This window comes from Galactobacter valiniphilus (genome assembly GCF_003575975.1).
GTDB classification, from domain to species: Bacteria; Actinomycetota; Actinomycetes; order Actinomycetales; family Micrococcaceae; genus Galactobacter; species Galactobacter valiniphilus.
On the sequence record NZ_QQXK01000004.1, the window covers coordinates 17480 to 34456 of the forward strand.

Annotated in this window: 11 protein-coding genes and 1 pseudogene; 5 read left to right on the plus strand and 7 right to left on the minus strand. The window is 72.1% G+C overall.

What is annotated here, in order from left to right:
* Positions 1-170: 170 nt before the first annotated feature.
* From DWB68_RS02640 to DWB68_RS02655, 3 genes and pseudogenes are all read right to left on the minus strand, one after another.
* Positions 171-590: a DUF3151 domain-containing protein gene (locus tag DWB68_RS02640; protein WP_119423597.1), complete on the minus strand. Its 420-nt coding sequence runs from the start codon at positions 588-590 to the stop codon at positions 171-173.
* Complete coding sequence (gene fbaA, locus DWB68_RS02645) at positions 587-1609, minus strand: class II fructose-bisphosphate aldolase (protein ID WP_119423598.1); 1023 nt, start codon at positions 1607-1609, stop codon at positions 587-589. Before fbaA ends, DWB68_RS02640 begins: the two co-directional genes overlap by 4 nt.
* A gap of 128 nt (positions 1610-1737) precedes the next feature.
* Positions 1738-3234: pseudogene (locus DWB68_RS02655) on the minus strand (DUF2252 domain-containing protein).
* Positions 3235-3294: 60 nt separating this feature from the next.
* On the opposite strand from DWB68_RS02655, the gene DWB68_RS16130 reads away from it, so the two are divergent.
* A complete protein-coding gene (locus DWB68_RS16130; RefSeq protein ID WP_158588184.1) occupies positions 3295-5460 on the plus strand; it encodes a hypothetical protein in 2166 nt (721 codons plus the stop codon).
* Between the two features lie 115 nt (positions 5461-5575).
* The gene (locus tag DWB68_RS02665) at positions 5576-7903 is read left to right on the plus strand and encodes a hypothetical protein (protein WP_119423601.1); all 2328 of its coding nucleotides are present in this window, start codon (positions 5576-5578) and stop codon (positions 7901-7903) included.
* A gap of 84 nt (positions 7904-7987) precedes the next feature.
* On the opposite strand, the gene DWB68_RS02670 is transcribed toward DWB68_RS02665, so the two are convergent.
* On the minus strand, positions 7988-8623 hold the full coding sequence (locus tag DWB68_RS02670) for a TrmH family RNA methyltransferase (protein ID WP_119423710.1): 636 nt from the start codon (positions 8621-8623) through the stop codon (positions 7988-7990).
* Between the two features lie 312 nt (positions 8624-8935).
* Here DWB68_RS02670 and DWB68_RS02675 point away from each other — a divergent pair, with 312 nt between their 5' ends.
* Positions 8936-9802, plus strand: coding sequence for an AraC family transcriptional regulator (locus DWB68_RS02675; RefSeq protein ID WP_119423602.1), 867 nt, complete (start codon positions 8936-8938; stop codon positions 9800-9802).
* A gap of 111 nt (positions 9803-9913) precedes the next feature.
* On the opposite strand, the gene DWB68_RS02680 is transcribed toward DWB68_RS02675, so the two are convergent.
* The 3 genes from DWB68_RS02680 to DWB68_RS02690 form a co-directional block, all read right to left on the minus strand.
* Positions 9914-10897, minus strand: coding sequence for a sugar ABC transporter permease (locus tag DWB68_RS02680; RefSeq protein WP_119423603.1), 984 nt, complete (start codon positions 10895-10897; stop codon positions 9914-9916).
* Entirely contained in the window at positions 10897-12522 is a 1626-nt protein-coding gene (locus tag DWB68_RS02685; RefSeq protein WP_119423604.1) for an ABC transporter permease subunit, read from the minus strand. Before DWB68_RS02685 ends, DWB68_RS02680 begins: the two co-directional genes overlap by 1 nt.
* Positions 12523-12694: 172 nt before the next feature.
* Entirely contained in the window at positions 12695-13963 is a 1269-nt protein-coding gene (locus DWB68_RS02690) for a sugar ABC transporter substrate-binding protein (protein WP_119423605.1), read from the minus strand.
* A gap of 207 nt (positions 13964-14170) precedes the next feature.
* On the opposite strand from DWB68_RS02690, the gene DWB68_RS02695 reads away from it, so the two are divergent.
* A complete protein-coding gene (locus DWB68_RS02695) occupies positions 14171-15901 on the plus strand; it encodes a glycoside hydrolase family 13 protein (protein WP_119423606.1) in 1731 nt (576 codons plus the stop codon).
* Positions 15898-16932, plus strand: coding sequence for a LacI family DNA-binding transcriptional regulator (locus DWB68_RS02700; protein ID WP_233548571.1), 1035 nt, complete (start codon positions 15898-15900; stop codon positions 16930-16932). The genes DWB68_RS02695 and DWB68_RS02700 overlap by 4 nt, the downstream gene beginning before the upstream one ends.
* Positions 16933-16977 lie beyond the last annotated feature (45 nt).

The following is a 16977-nucleotide window of genomic DNA, read 5'->3' on the forward strand; positions in this document are numbered from 1 at the left end:
CTCCACGACTCCGCCTCGTGCCTCCCCTGATCGGAGTGCGACATGTCGTCAAAAGCTGCGTTGTGGCGACATGTCGCACTCCGATCGGGGAATGGCGGGGACAGCGAAAAGCCCGACGGCGCCCGCCCACGTGAGCGGGCGCCGTCGGGCTTTCAGCGCGGTTGAGACCCTTACGCCCCGGCCTCGATCGCCTCGATCGCGGTGGGATCGGAGTCGCGCAGGAACTGGCCGATGCGATCGACCTCCTCCGTCTCCCCGATGGCCCCGGCGGCGCGGCGCAGCGCGTAGAGGGCTCGCAGGAAGCCGCGGTTGGGCTCGTGCTCCCACGGGACCGGGCCCTGGCCGCGCCAGCCGGCCTTGCGCAGGGCGTCCAGGCCGCGGTGGTAACCGACGCGGGCGAAGGCGTAGGACTCCACCTCGCGGCCCTCGTGCCAGGCGTCCTCGGCCATGAGGGCCCAGGGCAGCTGGGCCGCGGGGAACTGGCGCGCCAGGTCCTCGGGCTCGTCCCCCGCGGCGAAGCGCGCGTCCAGCTCGGCGTTCACCGGCAGGAGCGTCGCGGGGACGCCGAGGAGGTTGTCGCCGAGATTCACTTGACCGACTTGCCGGCGGAACCCAGCTGGCGGGCGGCCTCGGCCACGCGCTCGGCCATGCCGGCCTCGGCGGCGGCACCCCAGACGCGCGGGTCGTAGGTCTTCTTGTTGCCGACCTCGCCGTCCACCTTCAGGACGCCGTCGTAGTTGGAGAACATGTGGCCGGCCACGGGACGCGTGAAGGCGTACTGGGTGTCGGTGTCGACGTTCATCTTGATGACGCCGTAGGAGACGGCGTCGGCGATCTCCTGGTCGCTGGAGCCGGAGCCGCCGTGGAAGACCAGGTCGAAGGGCTCGGACTTGCCGAGCTTGGCGCCGACCTCGGCCTGGATGTCCTTGAGGATCTCCGGGCGCAGCTTTACTCCGCCCGGCTTGTACACGCCGTGGACGTTGCCGAAGGTCAGGGCCGTGATGTAGCGGCCGTTCTCGCCGGTGCCGAGGGCCTCGACGGTCGCGAGGGCATCCTCGACCGTGGTGTAGAGCTTCTCGTTGATGGCGTTCTCAACGCCATCCTCCTCGCCGCCCACGGTGCCGATCTCCACCTCAAGGATCTGGTGGTTGGCGTTGGTGCGGGCCAGGAGCTCCTTGGCGATGCGCAGGTTCTCCTCGAGGGTCTCGGCGGAGCCGTCCCACATGTGCGAGTTGAAGAACGGGTCGCGGCCGGCGGCGACCTCCTCGGCGGAGGCGTCGAGCAGCGGCAGGACGAAGCCGTCCAGCTTGTCCTTGGGGCAGTGGTCGGTGTGCAGGGCCACGTTGATGTCGTAGGACTTGGCGGCCTCGCGGATGTAGGCAACAAACGCGAGCGAGCCGCGGACCATGTCCTTCACGGAGGAGCCGGAGAAGTAGGCGGAGCCGCCCGTGGAGACCTGCAGGATGCCGTCGGAGCCGGCGGCCTGGAGGCCGGCGAGCGCGGCGTTGACCGTCTGCGAGCTGGTGACGTTGATGGCGGGGAAAGCGAACTTGCCGTTCTTGGCGGCGTCCAGCATCTCGTTGTACTTGGCCGGGGTTGCGACGGGCACTGAAACTCCTCGTGATGAAGGTGTGGAAGGAACTCATCACCGGCAGCATCAGTGGGGCCGGTCACGTCCGCCTCCATCGTAGCGAGGATGCGTGCGGCCCGCCCGGAATCGAGGCTCTATGGCGAAGATCAGCCCGCGTTCGCACCGAGCCGCGCCACGAGTTCGGCGTGGTCCTGCTCGGTCTGCTGGGCGTACTCGAGCGCGCACGTGGCGAGGGCGGCGTCCACGTCGCGGCGACCCTTGAGTTGCGGGGCCAGCTCCAGCGCGCCGGGCGATTGCGCGTGGGCGCGGGCGAGCAGCGCGGCGCAGGCCTAGGCCAGCGCCGCGAGCTCCCCCAGGTTCAGCGTGGACAGGTCGACCCCGCCCTTCATGTCCCTGAACTGGCGCCAGTAGTGGTCCACCTTGGCCCCGCCGAAGTGCTCGTCGGCCGCGCCACGGGCGTAGCCGAGGAAGCGATCCGAGTGGGCCTGGAGCACGCGCTGGGCATCCACCACGCGGTGCCCCTGCTCCTCGCGGCGCACGCGGGCCGGCTGCTTGGCGCCGCCGTAGCTCAGCAGCATCGACTCCTGGGCCTGCTTGAACTGCAGGAGCAGCTCGGTCCCCTGGCCGTCCCGGAGCAGCGCGATGTAGCAGCGCGTGCCCACCGAGCCCACGCCGACCACGCGCAGCACCACGTCCTGCACCTCGAAGCCGCTCAGCAGCGCGCGGGCGTCCGGGTCCAGCGTGCCGAGGTAGGCGCGAAACAGGCCCCGAGCGTCCCCGACGCCCATGGCCTCCACGTGCTGGGTCAGTGGCGGCTGGTCCACGAGCCGGGCGCCGCCCGCCTCGTCCACCACGGCGAAGCGCTTGAGCGCCCGGTCGCTCGTATGCTTGCGCGCCGAGCGCTCCGCCTGGCCCACCAGGCGCGCCGCCTCGGCCGCCCGGCGCTTGGCCTTCTTGCCCGCCGCCGAGGCCTTGCTCAGGAGCAGCTCCTGGAGATCGCCCGTGTCGACGGAGGCGTAGAAGCGCTCGATCGAGGTCATCCCCGCAAAGCGGCGCAGCGCCTTGCGGTAGGCGCGGGCCGCGCGCCGGGAGGCGTCCCAGGCGTCGTCGACCGTTGCGCCGCTGGCGCGCGCCGCGAGGTGCACCGAGGTGAGGAGGCGCTTGATGTCCCAGTCCCACGGCGCGGGCGCCGCCTCATCGAAGTCGTTCACATCGAACGCCACGTGCCGCTCCGGCGTGCCGAAGAGGCCGAAGTTGGCGAGGTGCGCGTCGCCGCAGCTCAGAACGGCTGTCCCGGAGTAGGGCGCGGCCGAGAGATCGGAGGCCATGACCGCGGCCGCGCCGCGATAAAAGGCGAAGGGCGACTCCGCCATGCGCTCCTGCCGCACCCCCACGAGCGAGGGAATCCGCGTGGCGTCTTGTTCGTCCAGGATCTCCTCGGCGCCCCGCGGGCGCTGCCCCCACTCGCCGATGTTCCTCAGTGCGCTGATCGCCTTCGTGGCCATGCCCATCCCCCCGTGTCGACGCGTCGTCGTGCCCAGCCTAAGCAGGCCCGTCGCGCGACGTAAGAGCGGGCCAAGATCCCGCGAGATTGCGCGGCGGCGTTGCCCTTCCTCCAGTGGAATGAGTATTTTTACTGACATCGTCAGGTCTCGCGCCGGCCAAGGCAGCGGCACCGACGCACTTTCAAGGGGGAACGATTCATGAGCGAGCAGACGCCGAACCCGCCGTGGGGTGGTGCTCAGCCGCCGCAGCCCGGCTCTCCGGCCCCGCAGTCCTGGGGACCTCCGGCCTCCGCCGCCTACGGCGGCTTCGGGGCCCAGAGCGCCGAGCCCACGTGGGGGCAGGGCACCCAACAGCAACAGTGGCAAACGCCCGACGGCGCGTGGCAGGGCGGCGCGCCCGCCGCCGCCGGGGGGCTCGGACTGAGCGGCCGGCATCTCGGCCTCGCGGCGCTGATCGGCGTGGCCGCCTATCTCGTGGCGGCCGTGGCCTCCTCGATCGTGATGCTCCTGCAGAGCGCGGCCCTCGGATCCAAGGTGGGCGGCGGCAACTTCTTCGCCTCGATCCCCACGTGGATCTCCGGCTCCTTCGGCAACACCCGCACCCTGGCCTACACCCAGGGGGACAAGACACAGGCGCTCTCGTGGGGTTCCACCGGCATGTTCGTGGTGACCGTGACGCTGCTCAGCGTCCTGCTCCTCGGCCGCCTGCTGCTGCGCAAGGTGCCCGTGGGCAAGGGGGCGCCACGGCTCATCCTGGCCGGCGTCACGTCGATCGTCTTCTTCGCGCTCATGCTCGTCCTGGCCCTCACGGTGCACTGGGGCATCTCCCAGGGTGAGGGACGCATCTCACTCAAGGCCGTGAGCGCGCTGGGCATCATCATCGCTCTCATCTCGGTGGGCTTCGTTGCCTACCTGGCCTACTCGCCCCGCGGCGACTCGCTCCTGCCGAGCATCACGCGCAAGGCCGGCTCGCAGTTCGTCGAGCACGTGCTCATCGTGGGCGGCGTCTACTCGCTCGTGTACTTCTTCGTGTACTCGGCGAGCGCGGGCAAGCGCGGCTGGCTGTCCTTCCTGGAAATCATCCCGGGCTGGGGCGTCACGACCATGAACATCTTCGGCAGCGCCGGCGGCGGGCCCGCGGGAGGCGGCGGCATCGACGCGACCGCCTTCATGGGCATCCTCAACGGCTTCAATCTCTCCACCTTCGGTGCCTTCGGCTCGGGCGATAGCTGGCTCTCTGTCTTCGGCACGGGTTCGTGGTGGCTGATCCTCGTCTCCATGCTCATGCTCGTCATCGGCCTGCTCTGGGCCTCCCTGCGCTGGCGCCTGCGCGCCGGGCAGCAGAGCTCGCCGCGTTCGTGGTTCACGCTTCCGGCCGTGTACCTGGTGGGCGCGCTCGTCATCTTCCTGACCTCCATCTCCGTGGGCAGCGTGGCCAACTTCTCGGCCAAGAGCTTCGAGGAGGGCGTCCGCACCGTGGTGGGCATGGTTTCCCCGTGGAGCATCGCGCTCATCGCCGCTCTCGGCTTCGTCGTCGAGGGGCTCTCGCGCTACCTCGCGCCGGCGATCCTGCGCTCGGCCGGCGGCCTGCGCGGCCTCCTGGGCCTGCGCCTGGACGCCGATTGGTCCAGCCTGCAGGGTCAGCGCACCGCGCCCGCCGGATGGGGCGCTCCCCAGGCCGGCCAGCCCGGTTGGGGCCAGCCCGCCGCGGCGCAGGGCGCGTGGGGCGGACAGTCCCAGGGCGGCCAGTCCCCCGCACAGCCGGGTCAGCCGGCCGAGCAGGGCCAGCCGGCGTGGGGCGACGGCGCCGCTCAGGCCGCTCAACCGGCCCAGCCCGCGCAGCCGGCCTGGGATGGCGCCCCCGCTGCCCAGCCCGCGCAGCCCTCCACACCGGCTCAGCCGAGCCAGCCGGCCTGGGGCGGTGCCCCCGGCGCACCGGCTCAGCCGCAGCAGCCGGCGTGGGGTGCCCCGGCGCCGCAGCAGGCCCAGCCGGCCGCCCCGGAGCAGCCAGCGGCCCCCGCCCAGCCGGCCTGGGGCGCACCCGCCCCGCAGCAGAACGCACCGGCGGCCCCCGAGCAGCCGGCGCAGCCCTCCTGGGGGGCTCCCCCGGCGCAGCAGGCTGCACCGACTCCGGGCGCGCAGCCCCCTCAGCCGGCCCAGCTGGCATGGGGCGCCCCGCCCGAGCCTCCGGCGGCCACCCCGGCCTGGGGCGGGCAGAACGCCACGGGACAGCAGGGCCAGTGGGGCCAACCGGCCCCCGACGCCCAGCCGGCCGAGGATGAGCAGCAGCCCCCCGCGTGGGGTCAGCCGCCGCAGCCCGGCGAGCCCGGGCACCAGCCCCCACAGACCGGCTGGCGGCCCTAAGCCCACACGGTGGCGTCATCCCCGCACGCGGGGGTGACGCCACTTCGGCGTTGGGCGGGCCACCGCCCGTCCGCCCCACCAGACCACCTTCCGAGATCACCTCGAGGAGCACCAGATGACGCTTCCCCCGTCGCCCCAGGGCCCGGGCACGCCGAACAACGGCGCACCCTGGCCCCCGCAGGCCCCAGGAACGCCGCCCGCCGCGCCGTGGCCCGGCGCCACCCAGCCACCGGCCACGCCGGCGGCACCCGCCCAGCCGGGTCAGCCCGGTCAACCCGGCTACCCGGGCCAGCCCGGCTCTCAGCCGGGTCTCGCGCCGGCCCAGCCGGCCGGCGTCGTGCCCCCGGACTTCCCGGGCGGGGCCGCCGCCTACCCGGCCGCGCCCGGCTACACCCCACCCCCGGTTCAGCCCGCCGGCTTCGGCGCCCAGCCGGGCCAGGCCGTGCCCTCCCCGGCCGCCCAGCCCGCCGTCGGCTACCCGGGCGCCCCGGTCGTCGCCGCCGGGGGCCCGAGCGGCGGCGCCTCGCTTCCCTGGTGGATCGCCGGCATCCCGAAGCAAGCCTGGCTGCGGGCGGCGCTGCTCGGGGGCCTCGCCCTCGGCGCCGGCCTCCTCGCCTCCCTCGTCACGGTCCTGCTCTCCCTGCAGCAGGCGACCTCCGCGCTGAACGGCATCTCCAGGGTGGGTCTCAGCGACGACATGACCGGGCAGTGGTTCCCCGCCACCATTCAGCTCTGGGGCATGGGCTACCTGGGCGTGCTCGGCGGCGGCATGGAGTCGTCCGCGAGCATCCTGTCACTGAGCGGTCGGGTCGCCTTCTTCTTCCTTCCGCTGGTGGTGCCCCTCGCGTCGTGGGCGGTGCTGCGTTGGCTCGCGCCTCGGCTCGGCACAGCGGTCACGGCACCCCACTGGGCGCCGCGCGCCGTGTTGGGGGCGGCCACCGGCCTCGGGGCGGCCGTGATCGTCACGGTCCTCACCGCCCTCATCCCCCTCGCGTCTCAGGACTCGAGCTCCCAACTGACCTTGCGCTCGGCGTCGTTCCTCGGCTTCCTCGGAGTGTGGGCGATCGTCGGCACGCTTGTTTACTTCTCTCTGCGCCCTCGCGGCTCGGGGCCGTGGGGCCAGCTGGCACGCGACGCCTCCGCCACGGCGCTGTGGCACCTGTGGACGCTGGGGCTCCTGCTCGGCGTGATCGCCACCATCTACCTGTGCGTGAAGGCCGAGAGCGCCGAACCGCTGCTCACCCTCCCGCTCGTGCTTCCCTTCCTCGGCACCATGCTGTTCCAGATGGGCTACTTCATCCCGTTCAGCATGGGGGGCTCGGCCACCGTCGGCCTCAGCGCCAGCGCGGGGACGTCGTTCTCGCTCTTCTCCGAGGGCGTGCCCGGGTGGGTCTGGCCCATCGTGGTGTTGCTCGGACTCGTGTGGCTCGTGCTGGCCTCCGTGCGCTGGCGGGTCCGCCGCGGCATGCCGGGGAGCAACCCGCTCGAGTGGGCCGCGCTGCCCGCCGTGTACCTCGTGCTCGGGCTCGCCCTGCTCATCGTCGACCGGCTCGGCTTCGGCATGTCGCTCGGCGAGCGGGCCGGCGGCTCCGGAAGCATCGGGCCCGCCGGCTGGGGCTTCCTCGTCCTGGCGCTCGTGGGTCTCGCGATCGAGGCGCTCTCCCGCTACGTCGCCATCCCGCTGCTCCGGGCGATGTCCGCGGGGCTGCGCGGCTTCCTGAGCGCGGGCCTTCCGAGCACGCCGAGCGTGCCGTTGCCGCAGGCAGCGCCGAAGGCGGCCGCCCCGCAGGGCTGGGGAGCCGGGCCGGCCACCGCCCCCGCTCCGGCCCCGGGCTTCCCCGCGCCGAGCGGCTACCCGGGCCCCGGGGCCGCCCAGCCCGCGGCGCCCGGGTACGTTCCAGCGCCGCCGGCAGCGCCCGCTCCCGGCTCCGCCCCGGCGGCAGGCCAGGCCGCCCCGGCCGCGTTCAGCCCGGCACCCGCGGCGCCCGCGGCACCCGCCGCCCCCGCCCAGTCGGCGGGTCCCTGGGACGCGGCGCCGCCCCAACCCTGGACCCAGGCGCCGAGCGAGCAGGCCGCGCCGCAGGTGCCGATCCAGGACCCCGGGCATCCGCCGATCGCAGCCGTCCCCGCCCCCGAGGACGAGGCCTCCCGCCGCCTCGCGCCCCCGGCTCCCGCCCCCGACGCCGCGTGGGCGCCGTCGGCGCCGCCGGCCGCCCCGGCCGAGCCGCTTGCCCCTGCCGTTCAGGCCCCGACCACCGCCCCCGCCGAGCCTTCGGCGCCGGCGGAACCACCCGCCGTCGTGCCGGCGGAAGCGGCGGAGCCCGCCTCACCCGAGACTGCGGCCGAGCCGGGCCAGGCGGAGGACGCATCGGCCCCGGGGTCGGCGCCGCTGGGTGGGTGGACCCGCCCGCCGCGCGAGCCGGGTTCCGGCCCGCGCCACTAGTCCCCCGGGCACGCCGCCCTCAAGAAAAGACCCCGGCCCCGAGCATCACGCTCGGGGCCGGGGTCTTTTCGCGGAGGAGGTCGCTCAGACGCGCTGTCCGAACTCCCAGCGCCGGATCCAGGCGTGCATGGCGACCGCAGCGGCGGAGGCGGCGTTGATGGAGCGGGTGGAGCCGTACTGCGCAATCGACAGGGTCGCCTCGGAGGCGGCGCGCATCTCCTCGGAGAGGCCCGGGCCCTCCTGGCCGAAGACGAGGACGCAGCGCTCGGGGAGCTCGTAGCGCTCCAGCGGCACGGAGTCGGGGAAGATGTCGACGCCGAGCACGCGCAGGCCCTCGCCGTGCGCCCAGGTCACGAAGTCCTCGACCGTGGGGTGGTGCATGACGTGCTGGTACTTGTCGGTGACCATGGCGCCGCGGCGGTTCCAGCGGCGCTTGCCCACGATGTGCACCATGGCGGCGTTGAAGGCGTTCGCGGTGCGCACCACGGTGCCGATGTTGAGGTCGTGCTGCCAGTTCTCGATCGCCACCTGGAAGGGGTGGCGGCGGGTGTCCAGCTCCGCCACGATCGCGTCGTGGCGCCAGTAGCGGAACTCGTCAAGGACGTTGCGGCGGTCGCCGTCCCGCAGCAGTTCGGGGTCGTAGCGCTCGTCCGTGGGCCACTGACCCTCCCACGGGCCAACGCCCACCTCGTGCGCGTGCGCGGCGTCGTCCTCGCGCACCGGGCGCCCGGCGGTCTCGGTCGGCGGCGTGGGCGCGGCGGAGTCGGAGGTGGTCGTGGCGGGATCCTGCGCGGGGGAAGTCACCGACCAAGCCTAGGCGGTGGCGCAGCGGCCCTTGCGTGTGCCCTGTGCCTTCTCTTCTCCACGTCTGCGTGGCTTGCGTCGTCAACCGGGCCCGATCACCACGCAAGGCACGCCATCGTGGTGGATCCGGCCCCTGACCCGTCCCGCGATCTGCTGATTGAATCGGGCCACGATGATCGGGCGCCGCCGCTGGCCGGGGGCGAAGAGTAGAGGCCGAAGGGGGTCACCGTGATCGAACTGTTGAACGACCTCGTCGCCGAGGTGGAGCATCATCTCGACGCCGAGCTCGACCTCACCGCCCTGGCCGCCCGCCACGGCAGCACCGAATATCACGCGAGGCGCATGTTCTCCTCGCTGGCCGGCATGCCGTTCTCCGAGTACGTGCGCCGGCGTCGCATGACGCTGGCCGCGGCCGAGGTGGTGGCGGGCGAGCCGCTGCTGGAGATCGCCGTGCGCCATGGGTATTCCTCGGTCGAGGCGTTCGGCCGGGCGTTCCGCTCGGTCCACGGCGTGAGCCACGGCCGGGTCCGCACGGACGGAGGCCCCCTTCGAAGCCAAAGCCAGCTCAGGTTCCGCCTGACCGTCGAAGGGAACACCCCCATGGATGCCACCATCATCGATCTGCCCGCCCAGCGGCTCATCGGCCACGCAGCGCGCGTGCCGCTGCTGCACCGCGGCCCCAACCCGGCCATCGCCGGGCACCTCGCCGGAATCCCGGCGGAGGAACACGCGCGGCTGAAGGCGCTGAGCAACGCGCGGCCCGCCGGCCTGCTCCAGGTCAGCGCGGACGTGGATCCGGACGCCGCCGAGGGAAGCGAGCTCACCTACCTGCACGGCGTGGCCGTCGGCGCGGACACCGCGGTGCCGGAGGACCTCGACGCGATCGAGCTCCCGGCCGGCTCGTGGGTGCTCTTCCGCACGGAGGGTGAACACCCGGCCGCGTTGCAGGAGGCCTACGCCGCCTCGGCGACCGAGTGGTTCCCGTCCACCGCGTGGCGGCTGCGGGAGGGCCCCTCGATCGTCTCGATCGTGGAGCACAACGCCGACTTCACGCGGGCCACGTGCGAGCTGTGGTTCCCCATCGAGCGGAGCTGAGCGCGCACTTCGCACTCCAAGATTGCGTGGCTTGCGTCGTTAAACGGCCCGCAACACGGCGCAAGGCACGCAATCTTGGGGCCCCGCCGGGTGGCGGGGCGATCGCCCCCCCTACTTCACCGACCCGGCGGTCAGGCCGCCCACGATGTAGCGCTGCAGGGCCACGAAGATGATCACCACGGGCAGCGCGGCCATGACGGCGCCCGCCGCGAACGCGCTCCAGTCCGCGTAGTTCGGGTTGGAGACCATGTTGTACAGGCCCACGGCGAGGGTCTGCTTCTGCGGGTCGACGAGGATCACGGAGGAGATGACGAAGTCGTTCATCGTGGCGATGAAGCTCAGCAGCCCCACCACGGCGAGGATCGGCGCCACGAGGCGCAGGATGATCGTGAAGAAGATCCGCGCGTGGCCCGCGCCGTCCAGCTTGGCTGCCTCGTCGATCGACATCGGCACCGTGTTGAAGAAGCCGTACATGAGGTAGGTGTTCACGCCGAGCGCGCCGCCGAGGTACACGGCGATGAGCGCTGCCGGGGAATTCACGCCGAGCCACGGGACGATCTCGCCGAGCTTCGTGACGAGCAGGAACACCGCCACCACCGCGAGCAGCTGCGGGAACATCTGCAGCAGGATGAGCGAGAGCAGCCCCGTCCGGCGCCCGCGGAAACGCATGCGCGAGAAAGAATACGCTGCAAGCGCGCCCAGGAACACCGTGCCGGCGGCCGTGCACAGGCCCACGAGCAGCGAGTTGAGGAACCACTGCCCAAAGGGGTGCGCCGGATCCGTCAGCACGCGCGCGTAGGACTCGAGGCTGAAGTCCGTGAAGAGCTCATTGGAGCCCGTCAGCGTCCCGTGCGGCTTGAGCGAGACCGACACGATGTACGCGATCGGCAGCAGCGCGTAGAGCGAGAAGGCGATGCCGATGACGTGCCGCCAGCCAGCCTCGCGCAGCCAGGCGAGGGGGCCGCGGCGCCGCCGCGGCGAGCCGGAACCGCCGCCGACCCCGTCGCTTCCACTGCCCGACGACGCGTGGCGGGCACCCGCCGTCGTGCCCTGGATGGTGCCGGGCTGGGAGCCGGCGTTCGCGGTGGCGGACATCAGTTGACCTCCTCGAGGGCCTTGGTGCGGCGGAAGCTCACGATCGAGATGATGGCCACGATGACGAAGATGATGATGGAGAAGGCGCTCGCGAGGCCGTAGTCGCGCTCCTGGCCCGTGAAGGCCACCTTGTAGACGAGCGAGATGAGGATGTCGGTCTCGCCCACGGGGATCGAGGCGTCCATGTCGCGCGGGCCGCCGCCCGTGAGCATGTAGATCACGTTGAAGTTGTTGAAGTTGAACGCGAAGGACGCGATCAGCAGCGGCGCCACCGAGACGAGCAGCAGCGGGAACTTGATGAGGCGGAAGGCCTGCCAGGCCGTGGCGCCATCGGTCTTGGCGGCCTCCTCGAGCTCGTCCGGGATGGACTGCAGCGCGCCGAGGCACACGAGGAACATGTACGGGAAGCCGAGCCAGAGGTTGAGCAGGAGCACGGCGATCTTGGCGAGGGTGGGGTCCTCGAGCCACGGGATCTGCGCCCCGCCGAGCAGCACCCGATTGAAGAAGCCGAAGCTCTTGGAGTACATGCCGGCCCACACCATCGCCGCGAGGAAGGCGGGGAAGGCGTACGGCAGGATCATGATGGCCTGGTAGATCTTGCGCCCGCGCATGCCCTTTTTGTTGAAGACCACGGCGAGGAACATGCCGAGGCCAAAGGTCGTGGCGACGGAGAGCAGGGCGAACGCGAAGGTCCACAGCGTGACCTTCAGGAGCGGCCCGCGGATGGACTCCTCGGTGAAGGCGCGCGTGAAGTTCTCGGTGCCCACGTTGACTGACCAGCCGGGCATGAGGGCCTCGCCCGTGGAGGAGACAAACGCGCCCTTGCCTCCGTCGGTGTAGACGGTCCCCTGCGCCGTGTCGGTCAGCGTGCCGGCGGCCTCGTCGTAGCGCAGGCCGGAGACGAACTGGTAGCCGGTGCGGCCGTCCTGCGTGCGCAGCGTGCCGTCCGCCGCGTCCTCGGTGCGCTGGACCGTGAGCCCGAAGACGTCCTTCTGCTTGGCCAGGATGTCCGCGAAGCTCAGGCTCTGCCAGCCCTCGGTGGAGACGGCCTTGCCGTCCTTGACATCGGCGGGCACCTCGGTGAGGGGCTGCGTGGAGGTGCCGAGCTGGGCCTTGCCGCTGACCGGATCCACCACGAGGAAGCCGAGCTCGGAGCCCTTCGAGACGACGGTGAGCGGGTAGGCCGGGGAGTCGGGCACGCGCGTTTGGTTCTGGCTCAGGAGCGCCTGGACCGCCGCTGGCTTGGTGAGCACGTGGCCCGTGGAGTAGTTCGTGAACGCCACATAGCAGGTGTAGACGAGCGTGAAGATCTGGAAGATCAGCAGGAAGACCACGCCGGGCGTGAGGTACTTCGCCGGCAGCGCGCCCTTCCTCAGGTAGATCACGTTGATCGCGATCGCCGCCACGAGCACCACGCCGAAGAGGGCCCAGTCGCGCTTGCCCAGCAGGAGCATGAGCAGCAGCAGGACGAGCGCGTCGAAGATCCCCACGAGCGCGAGCTTGAGGAGGAAGGGGCCCAGGCTGGGGCCCACGCGGTCGCCGCGGCGGCGCGGGGTCGGGGCGTCCGGCGTGGCCGGGGCGTCAATGCCCGACGGCGCCGGGCCGGGTGAGGCGGTCTGCGTCATGGTGTCCTCGTGGTTGCTTCGGTGCCGGCCGCTTGCGCGGCCGGCTTGTGGGCTGGCCTCCCGGGGCCCAGGCCCCGGCTCCCCCGTCCTTGCGTTGAGGGGAGCCGGAGCCTCGGTGCCGGGACGGCACCGAGGCGCGCCAGCCGCACACTGGCCGGCGCGCCGTCGGGCGTTACTTGGCGATGGCCTTCTCGACCTTGGCGACGAGGTCGCTCCAGGTCTTCTGGGGATCCTTGCCATCCAGGATGGCGGCCTGGGAGACGCCCCAGCTCTCGAACACGACACCCATCTCAGGGATGGCCGGCATCGGGACCGCGCTCGCGCCGGCCTTCTGGAAGCCGGCGATGATCGGATCGGAGGCCGCCTTGTCCGCGGCGGCCTTGAGGGCCGGCAGCACGGCGGAGGACTCGAAGAGCTTGGTCTGCACCGGCTCGGTGCCGAGGTAGTTCACGAGGAAGTCGGTCGCCGCGAGCTTGTTCTCGGAGTGCTCGTTGATGAAGAAGCCCTTCACACCGGCGAACGGCGCAGCCTCCTTGTCGGTGGGCGACGGGATCGGGTCAACCGTGAACTTCACGCCGGCGGCCTCGGCTGCCTTGACGTTCCACGGGCCCGTCAGCCAGTAGGCGGACTGGCCCTTGGCGAACTTGTCGGCGGCGATGTCGCCCGTGATCTCGGTGGAGATGGTGCCGGCCTTGCCCTGCTCGGCGAGCCAGTCGGCGAATTTGGTGCCCTGGCCCAGCAGCAGCTTGCTGGCGTCGTAGTCGCCGTTGGCGTCGGTGCCGAAGACCGGGGCATCGAATGCCGTCTGGAACGGGTAGAGGTGGTAGGGGTTGCCCTCCTTGCCCTGCTCCACGACGAAGGGCTGCTTGAGGCCGGCCTTCTTGCCCGTCGCGATCATGTCGTCGAAGCTCGTGGGGGCCTCGGGGGCCAGCTCCGTGTTGCGCAGGAGGGCCAGGTTCTCCACGGCGTAGGGAAGCATGTACGCCTTGCCCTGGTAGGTGGAGGCCTTGATCGCCACGTCGGAGAAGTCGGCGCTCTTGTCGCCGAGCTCGATGGGGGCGGCGATGCCGTTCTTGACGAGCTCGCCGATCCAGTCGTGCGCGCCCATGACCACGTCGGGGCCGCCGGCGGAGGCGCCCTGCTGCGTGAAGTCGTCCTTGATCTTGTCCGTCGCCTTGGAGACGATCTGGACCTTGATCCCGGTGTTCTTCTCGTAGTCGGTGGCAACGTCCTTGAGCGCGGAGGCGCGCTCGGAGTCGACCCACACGGTGAGCGAACCGGAGGAGGAGGCAGGGGCGGAGCTGGAGGCGGAGGTGGCGGGGGCCGCCGAACCGCTGGAGCTGGGGGTGGTACCGGAGCCGGAGCCACCGCACGCAGACAGCGCCAGGGCCGTCGCGGCGGCCAGGGCGCCGAAGCCGGCGAGCTGGGACTTGTTCACCATGGGGGTTGCCTTTCTGGGCAGTGGATGCGGGGCCGCTGTACCCCGTACCGCGGGGCATCATCACCGGCTCCATTGCAAACGCTTTCAGTGATGGTCTCGGCGAGTGTTGCACAACTTTGCCCGTGACCTCAACCACATCTTCCCGAAATCCCTCAGAAACTTGAAAGCGTTTGCATCGAAACAATCGGCGTGGCTAGGGTGGCGGCCATGACCGAGATCCGCCCCGCCTCCGCCGCAGCCGTTGCCGCCGCGCCCGCGAGCCACCGCACCCCGGCCGCTCCCACCGCACCCGGGGATGAGTGGTGGCGAAGCGCCGTCATCTACCAGATTTACCCGCGCTCCTTCCGCGACGCCAATGGGGACGGCATCGGTGACCTCCCGGGCATCATCGACGGGCTGCCAGCGCTGGCCCGGCTTGGCGTGGACGCCGTGTGGCTCTCCCCGTTCATGACCTCCCCGCAGCGCGACGCCGGCTACGACGTGGCCGACTACCGCGACGTCGACCCGATCTTCGGCACGCTCGCCGACTACGACCGCCTCGTCGCCACGGCCCACGCGCTCGGCCTGCGCGTCATCGTGGACCTCGTCCCCAACCACTCCTCGAGCGATCATCCGTGGTTCCAGGCGGCCCTCGCCGCCGCGCCCGGCTCCCCGGAGCGCGCCCGCTACCTCTTCCGCGACGGCCGCGGGGTGGACGGCAGCGAGCCGCCGAACAACTGGGACTCCGTCTTCGGCGGGCGCGCCTGGACCCGCGTGAGCGAGGCCGACGGCACGCCCGGCCAGTGGTACCTGCACGTCTTCGACTCCACGCAGCCCGACTTCGACTGGACCAACCCCGAGGTGCGCGCCGAGTTCGAGGACATCCTGCGCTTCTGGCTGGACCGCGGCACCGACGGCTTCCGCGTGGACGTGGCCCACGGGATGATCAAGGAGGAGGGCCTGCCCGACTTCGTCCCGAACCCCTCCGAGGGCTCCATGGGCGGCGGCGAGCAGGATCCGCCGTTCTTTGGCCAGGACGGCGTCCACGAGATCTACCGCGCATGGCACCGGGTACTTGAGGAGTACGACGGCGAGCGCGTCCTGTGCGCCGAGGCCTGGGTCTCGCCGCTCTCGCGCATGGCGCGCTGGGTGCGCCCCGATGAGATGCAGCAGGCCTTCAACTTCCCGTACTCCGGCACCGACTGGGACGCGGCGGCCCTGCGTTCCGTCATCGACGAGTCGCTCGCGGCCTTCGGCGCCGTGGGCGCCCCGAGCACGTGGGTGCTCTCCAATCACGACCTCGTGCGCCACACCACGCGCCTCTCGCTCACCGCTGAGAACCCGCAGGGCGCGGGCCTGGGCCCGCGGTCGGTGGGCATCCCGGAACCGGAGCAGGCGCTGGGACGCGCCCGCGCGGCGTCGTCCCTCATGCTGGCTCTGCCCGGCGGCGCCTACCTCTACCAGGGCGAGGAGCTCGGCCTGCCCGAGGTCGTCGACCTGCCGGACGAGGCGCGCCAGGACCCCTCCTTCTTCCGCACGAACGGCGAGCGCTACGGCCGCGACGGCTGCCGCGTGCCGCTGCCGTGGGAGGCCACCGGCGCGGCGTTCGGATTCAACGACTCCGGTGCATCCTGGCTGCCCATGCCCGGCGACTGGGGCCGCTACGCCCGCTCGGCCCAGGACGGGGTGGAGGGCTCAACGCTGGAGCTCTACCGCACGCTGCTCCACCTGCGCCGCGAGCACGGCCTGGCCCACGCACACCTGGTGTGGCATGAGGGCCAGGCGCCCGGCGTCCTCGCCTTCACGGTGGGCGCCGTGACCGTGGTGGCCAACACGGGCTCGAATCCGGTGAGCCTGCCCGGGTACGGTTCCTTGGTGGCCTCCTCCGATCCCTCCGTCACCGACGGCGCCGAGCTTCTGCCCCCTGACACGACCGTCTGGCTGACCGGGGCGGCGTGAGCGTCACCCGTCCGTCCGCCGGGGTGGGCATCGAACAGGTGGCCGCCGAGGCCGGCGTCTCCACCGCCTCCGTCTCCCGCGCGCTCTCCGGGCGGGGCAACGTCTCCGAGCGGATGCGTCAGCGCGTCCTGGCCGCCGCCGACAAGCTCGGCTACGTCGTCTCCTCGACGGCCTCCTCGCTGGCCTCCGGGCGCACGCGCTCGATCGGCGTGCTCACCCCGCCGCTGGGCCGCTGGTACTTCTCCCAGCTCGTGGGCGCGGTGACGGACGAGCTGGCGCGCGCCGGCTACGACACCACCCTCTACTCCGTCACCGACGACGCCGCGGAGCGCCGCGCGCTCTTCGGCACCGTGGTGCGCCGCCGCCGCGTCGACGCGCTCCTGAGCATCGCCGTGACGCTCGAGGCCGAGGAGCTCGAGTCCCTGCGCAGGCTGGGCTTGCCGCTGCTGACGGTGGGCGGGCGCATGGAGGACCTCCCGGCGCTGGCCGCGGACGAGGTGGGCATGGCCCGGCTCGCCACCGAGCACCTGTTGGGCCTGGGTCACCGGCGCATCGCCTTCCTGGGCGGCACCGAGGAGTTCGACGTCGACTTCCACGTCCCCACCCAGCGCCGTTCCGGCTGGGAGGAGGCCCTGCTCGGAGCCGGTGTGGAACCCGAGCCGGTGCTCTTCGTCGACGCCGACTTCACGGTGCTCGGCGGGCGCGACGCCTGCCGGGCCCTCCTGGGCTCCGGCGAGGTGCCCACCGCGATCTTTGCCGCGAGCGACGAGATGGCGATCGGCGCCTGGCTCGCGGCGCAGGAGCTCGGCTTCACGGTGCCGCGGGACCTGTCCATCGTGGGAATCGACGGCCATCCCCTGGGCGAGGTCTACGGGCTCACGACCGTGACGCAATTTGTGCCGGAGCTCGGGGCCGAGGCGGCGCGGGCGGTGGTGGAGCACCTCGAGCACGCGGCGCCGCTGGATTCCGTGGCCCCCGCGCGGCACGCGCTCGTTGTGCGGACCTCCACCGCCAGGCCCGCCCGGCCGTAGCCGCAGCTCCCCACCCCGCCCACGCGCCGAGCCCCGCCCCCGCCA